This window comes from Methylobacterium sp. E-066 (genome assembly GCF_022829635.1).
Classification (GTDB): domain Bacteria; phylum Pseudomonadota; class Alphaproteobacteria; order Rhizobiales; family Beijerinckiaceae; genus Methylobacterium.
The window spans coordinates 1-12,510 of sequence record NZ_JAKSYO010000092.1 but is presented as its reverse complement, the minus strand read 5'-3'; the positions used below and the strand labels follow the sequence as shown (position 1 = coordinate 12,510).

Annotated in this window: 13 protein-coding genes; 7 read left to right on the top strand and 6 right to left on the bottom strand. The window is 70.4% G+C overall.

Translation table 11 applies throughout. The features are described from left to right. Positions 1-174: 174 nt before the first annotated feature. The 5 genes from MKL20_RS11595 to MKL20_RS11575 all read right to left on the bottom strand — a co-directional run bounded on the left by MKL20_RS11595 (position 175) and on the right by MKL20_RS11575 (position 3,553). Positions 175-789 (bottom strand): DUF2147 domain-containing protein, encoded by a 615-nt coding sequence (locus MKL20_RS11595; RefSeq protein ID WP_244036789.1) that lies wholly within the window; start codon positions 787-789, stop codon positions 175-177. Between the two features lie 209 nt (positions 790-998). Continuing rightward, positions 999-1,529, bottom strand: a complete 531-nt coding sequence (locus MKL20_RS11590; protein WP_244036788.1) for a GNAT family N-acetyltransferase — start codon at positions 1,527-1,529, stop codon at positions 999-1,001. 156 nt (positions 1,530-1,685) lie between these two features. Next, on the bottom strand, positions 1,686-1,895 hold the full coding sequence (locus tag MKL20_RS11585) for a hypothetical protein (RefSeq protein ID WP_058191194.1): 210 nt from the start codon (positions 1,893-1,895) through the stop codon (positions 1,686-1,688). Between the two features lie 291 nt (positions 1,896-2,186). Next, positions 2,187-2,387 carry a hypothetical protein gene (locus MKL20_RS11580; protein ID WP_243973109.1) on the bottom strand — a complete coding sequence of 67 codons (201 nt, stop codon included), beginning with the start codon at positions 2,385-2,387 and terminating at the stop codon, positions 2,187-2,189. A gap of 62 nt (positions 2,388-2,449) precedes the next feature. Next, the gene (locus MKL20_RS11575) at positions 2,450-3,553 is read right to left on the bottom strand and encodes a helix-turn-helix transcriptional regulator (protein WP_244036787.1); all 1,104 of its coding nucleotides are present in this window, start codon (positions 3,551-3,553) and stop codon (positions 2,450-2,452) included. Between MKL20_RS11575 and MKL20_RS11570 the strand changes: the two genes are divergently transcribed. The 6 genes from MKL20_RS11570 to MKL20_RS11545 all read left to right on the top strand — a co-directional run bounded on the left by MKL20_RS11570 (position 3,552) and on the right by MKL20_RS11545 (position 10,233). Beyond that, complete coding sequence (locus tag MKL20_RS11570) at positions 3,552-3,722, top strand: hypothetical protein (protein WP_244036786.1); 171 nt, start codon at positions 3,552-3,554, stop codon at positions 3,720-3,722. The genes MKL20_RS11575 and MKL20_RS11570 overlap by 2 nt on opposite strands. A gap of 291 nt (positions 3,723-4,013) precedes the next feature. Next, a complete protein-coding gene (locus MKL20_RS11565; RefSeq protein WP_243973115.1) occupies positions 4,014-5,186 on the top strand; it encodes a polysaccharide biosynthesis/export family protein in 1,173 nt (390 codons plus the stop codon). Then, a complete protein-coding gene (locus tag MKL20_RS11560; RefSeq protein WP_244036785.1) occupies positions 5,183-6,757 on the top strand; it encodes a GumC family protein in 1,575 nt (524 codons plus the stop codon). Before MKL20_RS11565 ends, MKL20_RS11560 begins: the two co-directional genes overlap by 4 nt. Then, a complete protein-coding gene (locus MKL20_RS11555) occupies positions 6,754-7,392 on the top strand; it encodes a CpsD/CapB family tyrosine-protein kinase (RefSeq protein ID WP_244036784.1) in 639 nt (212 codons plus the stop codon). Before MKL20_RS11560 ends, MKL20_RS11555 begins: the two co-directional genes overlap by 4 nt. Positions 7,393-7,630: 238 nt before the next feature. Beyond that, positions 7,631-9,304, top strand: a complete 1,674-nt coding sequence (locus MKL20_RS11550; protein WP_244036783.1) for an O-antigen ligase family protein — start codon at positions 7,631-7,633, stop codon at positions 9,302-9,304. Beyond that, positions 9,301-10,233 (top strand): glycosyltransferase family 2 protein, encoded by a 933-nt coding sequence (locus MKL20_RS11545; protein WP_244036782.1) that lies wholly within the window; start codon positions 9,301-9,303, stop codon positions 10,231-10,233. The genes MKL20_RS11550 and MKL20_RS11545 overlap by 4 nt, the downstream gene beginning before the upstream one ends. Before the next feature lie 13 nt (positions 10,234-10,246). On the opposite strand, the gene MKL20_RS11540 is transcribed toward MKL20_RS11545, so the two are convergent. Then, the gene (locus MKL20_RS11540) at positions 10,247-10,984 is read right to left on the bottom strand and encodes a class I SAM-dependent methyltransferase (protein WP_244036781.1); all 738 of its coding nucleotides are present in this window, start codon (positions 10,982-10,984) and stop codon (positions 10,247-10,249) included. Between the two features lie 24 nt (positions 10,985-11,008). On the opposite strand from MKL20_RS11540, the gene MKL20_RS11535 reads away from it, so the two are divergent. Continuing rightward, positions 11,009-12,202: a DUF1972 domain-containing protein gene (locus MKL20_RS11535; RefSeq protein WP_244036780.1), complete on the top strand. Its 1,194-nt coding sequence runs from the start codon at positions 11,009-11,011 to the stop codon at positions 12,200-12,202. The last annotated feature ends 308 nt before the right edge of the window (positions 12,203-12,510 follow it).

Genomic DNA, 12,510 nt, shown 5'->3' with positions numbered 1-12,510 from the left:
GCGCAGCAGCCTCGAAGGAGGGCTCCAGGGATCGCGCGGCCGGCTGGAGGGCTCCTTCGAGGCCCGCTGGCGCGGGCACCTCAGGATGAGGGTGAGATTTGGACATCCGATCATCTCAACGGTTATTCGATCGAAATCGCACACCGATAAGATACGGTCCAAACGCGACATGGATCATTGCGGAGCGGGGGCATCCGCGGCCGGCTTCGCCGGAGCCTTCGGGGCCGCCTTGGCGGTGGGCTTGGGCGGCGGCGCGGTGACGAATTCCGGGTCGCTGCGCGGGCCGTTCGGCGCGTTGGTCGGGCCGGGGAGCTGGCCCGGCGCGAGGTCGACGACCTTGTTCCAGGTCTGCGACTTGCACAGGAACGCGATCAGGCAGCCCCGCACCGTCAGCTCGTTGGGCGCGTCGGTCCAGATCGTGACGTCGTAGGACTTGCCGTCCTCGGAATTGTAGATCTTGCCCTCGTAATGGGCGTCCGCGTTCAGCTTCAGGCCCATGATCAGCTGGTGGCCCAGGGAGGCGCGCGCCTGCTTCTTCGGGTCGGGGTTCTTGAAGTCGATCCGCGGCTCGCCCTTGTCGTTGAGCGGGACCTTCAGCCAGACCACGTAGCCGCACAGCCGGTCATTGGCAGCACCGCACTTCTCGAGGCGGACGCGGGCGCGGCCGTCCTCGGTGAGATAGGTGCCGCTGGGGTCGGCCGGAGCGGCGGCCTGCGCCGGGGCTGCCAGCGTGGCGAGCGCCAGGACCGCGAGCGGCGCGAGCCGCCGACCGATCGAAGACATCATCATACCCGAACTCCCTGCCTCGCGAGCCGTGAAGGGACGAGACCGCCCACCATGCGGAAGGCCCCTAGCTCGCGTCATTGCGCTGTCGCCCGGCCGGAACCAGGCGACGCGCGCGTCCTGCCCGCCCTCTCCCGCGCGAAGTTGTCCGCATCATGACGGCGTTGCCTGGGACCCTGGGGTATTGGAAAGTCTTCGCGTCGGTTGAGACGGCGTCAAACGCGGGTCGGCGGCACGCTTCGACCGGGTCCGAGCTCGCGCTGCATCAGGGTCACGTCGAGCCAGCGTCCGTGCTTGTAGCCCACCCCCGCGAGGGTACCGACCGGCGTGAAGCCGAGGCCGGCATGCAGCGCGACGGAGGCGGCCGAGTCGCTTTCGGCGATGACCGCGACCAATGTCCGGCCGCCGATGCGCTCGGCTTCCGTGATCAGCGCGGCGAGCAGCGCCCGTCCGATACCGGTGCCCCGGGCCGCCCGCGCGACGTAGATCGAGTCCTCAAGGGTCGAACGATAGGCCGCGCGCTGGTGATAAGGGCCGGCATAGGCGTAGCCGGCGACATGGCCGTCCCGGACGGCCGCGAGATACGGGAAGCCGCCTTCGCGCAGCACGGCGAACCGGCGGGCCATCTCCTCGACGCTCGGCGGTTCCAGCTCGAAGCTGGCCGTGCCGGTGCGGACGGCATCGCCGTAGATGGATGCGATGGCCGGGATGTCGGCCTCGGTCGCGGGGCGGATCGCCTGGGTCACGGCACGAGCTTATCCGCGCCACGCGCCAAACGGCAATGCGCGATCACCCCGGGGGGCCGGGTGATCGCGCGCGGTTCGTCACGGGCCGATCGCGTCGCGGGGCTGCGCGGGGATGGACGACGGCCCCGCCCGCGATCGATGCGCCGCGCGAACCGATTACTCGGCCGCGGTCATCTCGGCGGTGAAGTGGCCGCACCAATCCTTGGACGCCACCACCGGCCACAGGCCCTTCGACTGCGGCGCCGGCTGGCTGACCGGCGGGTTGAAGCGGCAGAGACCCTCGTCGCCCTGGGCCTGGGCGCCGTTGAGCTTGTGATCGTCGAAGAAGCGGCAGCTCTCGCAGGCAGCGTTCGCGGTACCGGTCATGGTGTCTCTCCGTCGTCGTGAAGGCTTCGGCAGGGGCCGAAGTAGGGCCGCCCGCTCACAGTTCTTAATTAGAACAGCTCCAATGAACGGTCAAGCGTCTGGCCCTATCAGTCGCTCCGGGGAAACGGTCGGCCTGGCACCGCCCGACCGGCAGCGAAGGCCGGCCGCAAAGCCCAATCCAAAACGCGTGAAGCCGGACCCCCGATCGGGGATCCGGCTTCACGAGGCCGTGGGTCTTTTCGGGTCACCGCCCACACAGGCGCGGCACCTGTGTGGGACGAGAGGGCTCGATCAGCCCTGCTTGTCCTTCTTGTTGGCCCGGTGGTGGCCCACCGCGCAGCCGGCGGCAGCGCCCATCTTGCCGTGCCCGGCCATATGCCCGGCGACGCCGCCGACGACCGCGCCCTTGAGACACCCCTTCGCCTCAGCCGGCGCGCCGAGCACGAGAGCGCCGATCGTCAGCGCGGAGGCCAGTGCGATCCGATATGTCATTGCGTTCTCTCCCATCGTGTCGGTTGCAACGGCCTCGCGACCCGACACGTTCCGCGAGCATCCTACCGTGCCAGCCCGGTCACCAGCCGGAGCAGGTCCGATTGCCGGGTCGCGCCGGTCTTGGCGAAGATCGCCTTCAGCTGCGACCGCGCGGTGGCGGCGGTGATCGCGAACCGGCTCGCCGCCTCCGCGAGGCTGAGGCCGCCGGACAGGGCCTGGGCGAGGCGCGCCTCCGCGGGGGTCAGCCGGTAGGCGACCTGAAGGATGGCCGCCGGGGGAACCGGCGCGCTGCCGGGGACGCTGGCGATCAGCAGCGTGCTCCCGCCCGCGAACAAGCCGCGGCTGGGACCGACCAGCGGAACGACGTGGAGGGCGATCGGCAGCGCATCGCGCCGCGGCACCACCACGGCGGAGATCGGCGACCGCCCGCACGGCCGCGACAGCGCCTCGAGCTGCCGCGCGGCCTGCCCCTCCTCGGCGGTGAGACGTCCGCTCGCCAGCTTCAGGTCGCGGCCGAGCAGGCCTGCGAACGCCGTGTTCCAGCGGATGGCCTTGCCCTCGGAATCCAGGATCATGGCGGCGCGCCCGAGGACGTCGAACGCCTCCGTCAGCCCGGCGAGCCGCGCCTTCTCGACCATCGCGGTGAGAAGCCCCGCGCGTCGGAGCAGCGGCGCCAGGGTAGCGAGACGCGCCTGCTCGTCGGGCTCATATAGGCCCTGCGCCACGGTCCTCTGCAGGGCCAGGCACCAGAGCCGCCCCCCCGCCTCGAAGCCGATCCCGGCGAACCAGCGCAGGCCGCTGGAGGCCAGCAGGTCCTGGTAGAACGGAAGACGCTCGATCTCCTCGGGGGTCGTGAAATCCTGGTCCACCGCGATGCCCCGGGCCCGGATCATCGGCAGCCCGCGGAAACGGTGATCCTCCCGGTGCCAATTCTCCTCGAAGTAGCGCTTCGAGGATTCGGCGAGCGAGGCCGTGGTGATCGCGTCCAGCCCCGTCCGGTCGGTGCGCAGGAGCAGCGCGCCCTCACTCCCGGAAGCCCGCGCCACCCGCTCCATCAAGTCCGGCCAGCGGGCCGGATCGACCACCGCCTCCTCCAGGTCTTCCCGGAAGGTCATCTCCAGATCATCGCGCAGGCGCACGACGGGATCGGGATTCAGGCCGGGCATGGCGCTCGACTCCGGGCCGGCGGTGACCGGCAATCAGGACCGCAATGCTCCGGATTCATCAGAACAGCGCCCACGGTTAGATCGAAGTTCTATTAATCGAACCGTCAAGATTGAGCAAGCATCTGAAGAGATGGCGTTTTCGGTCGATCGGTTTCGGGCGATGGACTGATGATCGTGCCGATTGGGGCAGGCCGCCATGCCGCGCAGGCGGCGTCCGCGGATCCGCTGTCGCGAGGCGATGAGCGTCGGTCGGCCGCGAGGCAGCGCGCTGCGGCGAGGCCTCGTTCCCCCGCGGCAGCTCCGCAGTTTGCCACAAAGCCGCAATCACAACTTCTGATAGAGTTTGGCCGGACCGGGTTCAAGCCTCGTTAACCAAACCCGTCGATTGTATCGCTCTGCGCGGTTCGATCACGAGTTGTGATCGGACGGGCGCAGTCGAGCATGGTGCGGCTGAAGGTCGATGGCGTTTTTCCTGTCTGCGTTCCTCGGCGCGGCGACCCGGCGCGTCTCCCGAGCCTCCAGCGTCGCGGACCATCCGCGAGGCCGTACCGTCGCGCTGGCGGTCCTGACCTGCGTACCGTTGCTGACGGGTTGCACGACCGGCAAGCCTCAATCGGCCGGGCGATCCGGCCCGGACGTGACGCAGACCGGCTCGATCCCCGACGGCCTGCCGCCCGCCATCGTCGCCGCCGCGCAGGAGGAGGTCGGGCGCACCATGCGCCTGGGGCTCGCCAATTACCGGCTCAATGTCGGCGACAACCTCGAAATCTCGTTCCTGATCGACTCGAGCGTGGTCCAGCCGACCTACCGCCTCAACCCGAGCGACGAGTTCGACGTCGATTTCCGCACCCACCCGGAATACAACCGTACCGTGCTGGTGCGGCCGGACGGCCGGATCTCGCTGCCGGGCAAGAACGGCATCAAGGTCGCCGGCCTGTCGCCCGAGGCCGCGGCCGCGCTGATCAAGACCACCTACGACGACGTGCTGATCGACCCGGTCGTCACGATCATGCTGCGCAAATTCCGCACCGTGACCGATGATTTCCGCGAGCTCACCCAGCGGGCCGATATGGGCCGCGTGAAGGTCCTGGCGATCGAGCCGGACGGCAAGATCAACCTGCCGATGGTGCCGCCGGTCCAGGCCGCCGGCCGGACCGTCACCGAGCTCGCCGGCAACCTCACCGCCGCCTACCATCGTCAGCTCTCCACGGTCAGCACGAGCGTGCGGCTCGCGAGCCTGGTGCCAGCCAACACCATGGTGTTCGGCGAGGTCCGGGCCCCGGGGCCGGTCACCCTCCAGGGCGCCCGCACCCTGGCGCAGGTCCTGGGCTCGGCCGGCGGCATCCTCCCGACCGCCGCGGGCGAGGCCGTGCGCATTATCCGGTTCGACGCCGAAGCCGCGGGCAGCGTCCGCATCGTCGATATCGGGGAACCGGGATTGGCCGACTCGATCATCGTGCCGCCGAACGCCACGGTCTACGTGCCGCCGTCGCTGCTGGCCAAGACCGCCCGCGCCGTCGACCTGGTGGTCCGCCAGATCCTGCTCTTCAACGGCACCGGCTTCGGGGTGAACTACATCACTGGCCCCTCCGCCAGCACCTCCACCAGCGCAACCGTGAGGTCCGGGACGTGACGAAGTCCGACCTGTCCCGGCCCGACCGGACCGCACCCGACGCCTTCGAGGACATCGCCTTCGATCTCCGCGACGCCCTGGCGGCCCTGTTCCGGCACATCCGGCCGGCGCTGTTGATCCTGACCGCCGCGATCCTCGGCGCCGGCATCTACCTGCTGCTGACGCCGGCCGAGTACACGGCCGACGCCAAGCTGATCATCCGCCTCGGCCGCGAGAAGTCGGCTGGCTCGGTCCAGGGCGGCGCCAACCAGAACTACATGTTCTCCGAGCGCGCGCAGAACGTGAACAACGAGGTCGAGATCCTGCGCGACCCGAGCATCGTGCGTGACGAGTTCGCGGCGCTGAAGGCGATCACCCCGGCCGGCGATCTGGGCCCGCCCCCCGAGGACTGGATGGACTGGCTGATCTACCAGGGCCGCGTCGCCATGCGCGGGGCCAAGGCGGTCAAGACCTGGGTCGTGGATACGGTCCGCATCCCGTTCGAGGCGCTCGGCCTGCTGCGCCACCTCAGCCCCGACGAGAAGCTGTTCGAGGCCTATCTCGCCTCCTTCAAGGTCGTGTTCGTCAAGGAGACGGACGTGATCCTGACCGGCTTCACCTGGACCGACCCGAACTTCGCCGCCCAGGCCCTGAACCGGCTGCTCGACGCCTATAAGCGCCGCCATGTCGAGGTCTATGCCGACGAGACCCCGGCGACCTTCTACCAGGGCAAGCTGGAGCGGGCGCGCGCCGACCTCGCCGCCATCGACGCGCAGCTCGCGAAATCGCTGAAGGGCAACAACACCGCGAGCTTCGAGATCGAGCAGCAGAACGACCTCGGCACCCTCTCGGACCTCGCCCGGCAGAAGTCGGCCGCCCAGATCGAGCGCGAAGGCGTCGAGTCCCGGCTCAAGCGCACTCGCGAGACCGGCCCCGACCGCTGGCAGCCGACGCCACCCGACGCCGACCCGACGGTGGCCGCCTTCGACACGCGCTGGGCCGATCTCCGGACCAAGCGGGCCGAGCTTGCCGTCCGGTTCCGGCCGACCGCGCCCGAGTTCGTCAGCCTCGACCGGGATCTCACCGCCCTGACCCGGCAGAAGTACCAGGCGCTGATCGCCGCCGACACGGCCCGCCTCGCGGTGCTGGCGGAGAAGATCCAGACCATCACGGGGATCGAGGCCGGCCGGCGCAAGGCCGCCATCGGCCAGAGCGACGCGGCGCTGGCCTACGGCCGGCTCGCGCAGCAGAAATCCCTGCTCAGCGACGAGATCACCGATACCCAGAAGCGGATCGACGCGCTGCGCACCGGCACCGGGCTCGACGCGCAATCGGTGACCTCCTCCGCCTTGGTGGCGCGCGCCGTGCCGCCGCGGCTGCCCTCCGGGCCGAACCGGCCGCTGATCCTCGGCCTCGCGGCCGGGCTCGGCCTGCTCGCGGCGCTCGCCTACGTCGCCCTGGCGGAGATCCTGGCCCAGACCTACCGCAGCGCGTCCGAGGTCGCCCGCTCGCTGCGGGTGCCGGTCCTGGCCGCCGTGCCGCTGCGCTCGGGCACCGCCCGCCGGCCCCGTTTCGGGGGATCGGCCGCATGATCGCCGCCGCTACGCAGATGATCGACCTGGCCGTGCTGGAGCCGGCGCTGGTCCAGCTCAGCCGCCACGAGACCCGGCTGCGCCGGGTCGGGATCACCGCGGTCCAGCCCGGCGAGGGCGTCAGCACCCTGGCCCGGGAACTCGCCGGCGCCTATGCCCGCCGGGGCCGCACCGCCGCGCTGATCGAGGCGAACTGGTCGCGCCCGTCGCTGGCCGAGGCCTACGGGCTCACCGGGCGGCCGGGCTTCGCCGACATCGTCGCCGGCGACGTGGCGCCGAGCGTCGGCGTCCATCCGGTCGCCGACGGCCTCAGCATCGTCCCGGCCGGCAACGCGGCGGCGATCCGGCGGGCGACCCTGGACGACGGCCGCGTCGAGGACTTTTTGGCGCTGGTCGACGACCGCTTCGACCTCGCCATCCTGGATTGCGAGCCGATCACCGAGATCGGCGACGCTGCGGCGCTCTCGCCCTTCGTGGACGGGTTCGTGGTGGTGATCGGCGCGGAGCGCACCCGCCGGGCGGTGGCGCAGCGGGCGCTCGCCGACCTGAAGGCCGCCGGCGGCGCGCCACTCGGCATCGTCCTGAACGGCACCCGCCGGCCGATCCCGAAATGGCTGTACCGGTGGCTCGGATGAGCGGCGCGCCTTCCTGCATGAGCAACGGGCCGGGCGGATGTGGGTTCGGCATGCCTTCGTCTCGAACGACGGACGAGGCGCGGGTCCCCTCTCCCGTGCGGGAGAGGGACAGGGTGAGGGGTCCGGGTCTTCCGGAAAGGGCGGATCCCTCACCCCAACCCTCTCCCGCACGGGAGAGGGGGCCTGTTGCGTCTGAGCAGGCTCGGCGCGTCCGGCCGATAAGCCGAGAGTCGGTTCAATGCAGATCATAGCGCGCGCCCTGCCGGTGGCCGGCCTCGGCCTCGCGGCGGCAGCCGGCGCCGTGGCGCTGAGCGCCGCGCCGCTGAAATTCGCCGTGGTCGGCTTGGCCGCGGCCTTCGGCGGGGTCGGTGCCCTGATCGCCGGGCAGCGCTACCGCCTGACGCCGCTGCTGCTCGTCGCCCTGGCCGTCGGGCTGACGGTGAAGCTCGATGTCAGCTTCTTCCAGCACTTTGAAGCAGTCGGCCAATACCTGCCGAGCATCGGCGGCGGTGCGGGCCTGACCGTCAGCGTCGCGCTCCTGGTGGCGCTGACCCTGATCCTGTCGAAGCTGACCGGCATCGGCGAGCGCGTCCGGGGCCTGCGCCTCGACCGGCCCCTCGTCCTGACGCAGCTCGGATTCCTGGCGGCCGGCCTGCTCTCCCTCAGCAACGCCACCGACACCGCCTACCTCTGGTTCGATGCCTGGCGGTTCCTGGGCCTGCTCCTGGTCTCGGTGGCGGTCTCGAACCTGTCGGGGGCCGATATCCGCACCCTGGCGCTGGCGATCTGCGCCCTGTGCCTGGTTCAGACCGCGGTGGCCGGGCTGCAATACGTCTCCGGCTCCGAACTCGGCCTCTCGGTGCTGGGCGAGGAGCAGATTGTCGAGGAGAACATCAACTTCACCGCCCAGCGCCGTGCCGGCGGCCTGAAGGTCCACCCGAATATCCTTGGGTACTATTATGAGTTCGTTTGGCCGCTGGCCCTGGCACTCGCCCTCTCTCGGGGCCCGAAACTCCTGCGCCTGATCGGCGCGGCCGGCGCCGGATCGGCCGTCATCGGCGTGGTGCTGACCCTGTCGCGCGCCTCGTGGCTGACCTACCCGCTCTCGGCGACGCTGGTGATCCTGCTGGTCTACCGCGACCGGCTGTTCTCCCGGGCCAGTCTGATCGTGTTCGGCCTCCTCGTGGTCGTGGCCGGGATCGCCGCGATCGTCGCCGGGCCGCTGGTTTGGGAGCGCCTCACCGCGGATGACGGCGGCTCGGCGGCCCAGCGCGGGCCGCTCAACGCCGCAGCCCTGGCGCTGTTCGCGCAATTCCCGATCTTCGGCGTCGGGCTGAACAATTTCGGCAACCAGTTCGCGGTGCTCGACCAGACCGGCCTGTCCCGCCTCGCCGGCCTGTTCGACCGCTCGAACCACGTGGTGCACAACCTGCACATCCTGATCCTCACCGAGGTCGGGATCGTCGGCTACACCGCCTTCGCCCTCGCCTTTCTGGTCGGGATCGTCCGGGGCTTCCGGGCGGCCTGGCGCGCGCCGGTCGGGGATCCTCTGGCCGCCATCGCGGCCGCCTGCGCGGTCGGCCTGATCGCCCACCTGCTGCACGGCTTGGTCGACCCGGGCTTCCGCCTGAATCTCGGCATCGCCGAGCTGCTCTACACCGGCCTCGGGCTGATCGCGGGCGTGCGGGCGGCCCAGCGACGGGCGGCTGCCGAGGTCTACGGCGCGACGCGCTCCCTCTCCCGTGCGGGAGAGGGTTGGGGTGAGGGATCAGGACTCTCCGGAAAGGGCACACCCCTCACCCTGTCCCTCTCCCTCCAGAAGAGGGGACTCGCGCCGTCGCCGGGCCACCGCGCGAGACCGTCCGCGACCCAGAACCATCCGGCCCTCAGACCGCGGAGTGATCGACCATGACCGGCATCGGCCTCAGCGTCCTGATCGTCACCTACAATGCCGGCGCTGATATCGAGACCTGCCTGCAGCTCCTGACGGCGAGCCGGATCGACCGTCCCTACGAGGTGATCCTCATCGACAACGCCTCCACGGACGGCACGCCGGAGCGGATCGCCCACGGCTTCCCCTGGGTGCGGCTGATCGCCGAGCGCACCAACCACGGCTTTGCCGGCGGCAACGCCGTTGCGTTCGAGGCAGCGCGCGGCGACACGATCCTGCTGCTCAATCCCGATGCGTTCCTACGCGACCCGGACGCGCTTCCCGCGGCGCTCGCCCATCTCGACGCGCATCCGGATGTCGGCGCGCTCGGCCCGCGCCTGATCTTCCCGGACGGCCGGCATCAGGTCGGCGATGCCGGCTACGAGCCGCGCCCACTCTCGACCCTCGTTCACGCCGCCGGCCTGTCCGGGCGCTTCGGCCTGCGCGGGCTCTACCTCGCGAGCCGGCAGGCAAGGGGGCGCGCGGCCCTGGACGTGGACTGGGTCTGCGGGGCGTTCGTGCTGATGCGCCGGGCGGCGGTCGAGGCGATCGGCGGCCTGGAGAGTCCGATGTTCCTCTACGGCGAGGACGTGGATTGGGGCTGCCGCCTGCGCGATGCCGGATGGCGGGTCGCCTACCTGCCGGGGATCGCGGTGGTCCATCTCCAGGGCGGATCGGCCGGCGCTCGCTCGGCCCGCTGGCTCGACGGGCTGGCGGGGATCTACCGCCTGCGCAATGCCGGCCGGTTCCTGTCCTCGCCGGCCTTCTTCTCGGGCCCGCTCCGGCTCGGATTCACCCTGCGGGCGCTGGCCTACGGGCTCGCCGGCCGGCTGAAGCGCCGGCCGGAACTCGCCCGCAAGGCCGAAGACATGCGCAGGTTTTCCGCCCACCTGCGCAGTCTTCGAAGCTAAGTTCTCCCGATCCTCACGGCCGCTTGCGGATGAAGACCATGTGATAGCCCTTCAACGGACCCGGCGTGAGCCGGAACAGCAGCTCCCAGAACTTACCCAGGACGATGTTCTCGCCATGATAGAACGGCTGCCCGTCGAAACTGTAGGTGAAGTGCTCGAACCGGTCAGTTGGGAAAAGCCGCTGCCGCGCCGCCTCCGTGTTCATCGTGTAGAGCGGCACGAACGAGTCGATCTCGACCCGCCGCGGCTCGACCCAGCGCAAGACCTGCGCGTGCAGCCGCTTCGGGATGAGCCGCGCGCCGACCCCGACATAGCCCCAGCGGTTGGGCGTCCAGGCGCAGAGCCAGCCCCCCGGGGTGAGGACCCGGCCGAGCTCGGCCGCGGTGACCTCGGGATGCTCGATATGTTCGAGGACCGAGAAGGCCGAGATCAGGTCAAAACTCCCGTCCGGGAATGGAAGATTCCCGTCGTGACCGATCAGCCGGACCGCGTCGGCCGACTTGTTCTCGAGGACCGCCTCGTCGACGTCGCAAGCCATGACGTGGGCGCAGCGCCCGCGGAAGTCGCCGAGGTGCCGGCGCAGTGGGACCGGATCATCGCTCCATTTGCCGCGCCCGGCCCCGAACTCCATCACCCGCATGTCCGGCCGGAGCAGCGCGTTGACGCGGACGATGTACTCCATCCGGTGGTCGTGCCGGGAATAACCCCCGGCCCCCATCTCCCGGAACAGGCGCTGTTCGACGGTGACCATCTTCTAGGCTCCTCTGACGGCGCGATGCGCGCGGTACGGGTGAAGGGGGGCGAGCCGGACGGACGTCCGGCCGTGGCGATCCTCGGCACCCGCGGGGTGCCGGCCGCGCATGGGGGGTTCGAGACCCTGGCCGAGCGCCTCGCGCTGGATCTCGTCGCGCGCGGCTGGCGGGTCGAGGTCTATTGCCAGGTGAGCGAACCGACCCCGCCGAGCGTCTGGCGCGGCATCGCGCTGATCCCGGTGGCGGTGCGCGGCGACGGCGCCTTCGCGACCATCGTGTTCGACCTGAAATGCACGCTGAAGGCCGCCTTCCGGCCGGCCCTGCCGCTGGTCCTCGGCTACAACACGGCCGCGTTCTCGATCCTGTATCGGCTCACGGGCAAGCGCAGCATCATGAACATGGACGGGATCGAGTGGAAGCGCGACCGCTGGTCGAAGCCCGCCAAGGCCTGGTTCTGGCTGAACGAGCGGCTGGGCAGCCTGTTCTCCACGCATCTGGTCGCGGACCACCCGGAGATCGCCCGGCACCTCGCCCGCAACACGTCGGCCAAGCGGATCACCACCATCGCGTACGGCGCCGATCCGGTGCTGGAGGCGCCGACCTCCCCGCTGGCGGAGTTCAACGTGCGCCCGCGCGATTACGGGCTGCTGATCGCCCGGGTGGTGCCGGAAAACCTCGTGCTCCAGATCGTCCGCGCCTGGAGCGAGATCCGCCCCGGCCTGCCCCTGGTCGTGCTCGGCAAGCTGATGGACTCCGATCCCTACCACCGGGCCGTGAAAGCCGCGGGCGGACCGGACGTGATCTTCGCCGGCGCCATCTACGACTCCGAGCGCGTCGCCGCCCTCCGGCTGCATGCCCGCTTCCACATCCACGGCCACACCGTCGGCGGGACCAACCCGTCCCTGGTCGAGGCCCTGGGCGCCGGCTCGCCGATCCTGGCCCACGACAATCCGTTCAACCGCTGGGTGGCGGGCGACGGGGCCGTCTACTTCGGCGACGAGACCGAGCTGCGCCGGGGCATCCTGAACCTCGTGCGCGCCGCGCCGAGCCGCCTCGACGCCATGTCGGCGGCGTCCCGGGAGCGGCATGCCGACGCCTTCGGCTGGCAGGGCATCTTCGACGCCTACGAAGGCGTGCTCCGGCGCCAGCTTCCCTCGCGGCGCGCCGCCCGCCGGGGCCGGGAGGCGATCCGCCGGCACGAGCACGGGCCGGCGTGAATGGCGGGCCGGATGTTCCAGAGGGGCGCTAAACCGCATCTTCGCCCCCTGGTGCCACGGCTATCGCACGCACGCCTCGGGCTGGAGCTACGATGTTCACACATCGGCTTGCGAAAGCCGCGACGCGCCCCCTCTCCCGTTCGGGAGAGGGTTGGGGTGAGGGACCAGTTTTTTCCGAAGACGTCGCATCCCTCACCCTGTCCCTCTCCCGCACGGGAGAGGGGACCCGCGCCACATCCGGGATTGTGTGAATCCGATAGTCTGTTGGGGATGGAGGGCCCTGCGTCGGCAGGGGTCTGGAGAGGGAA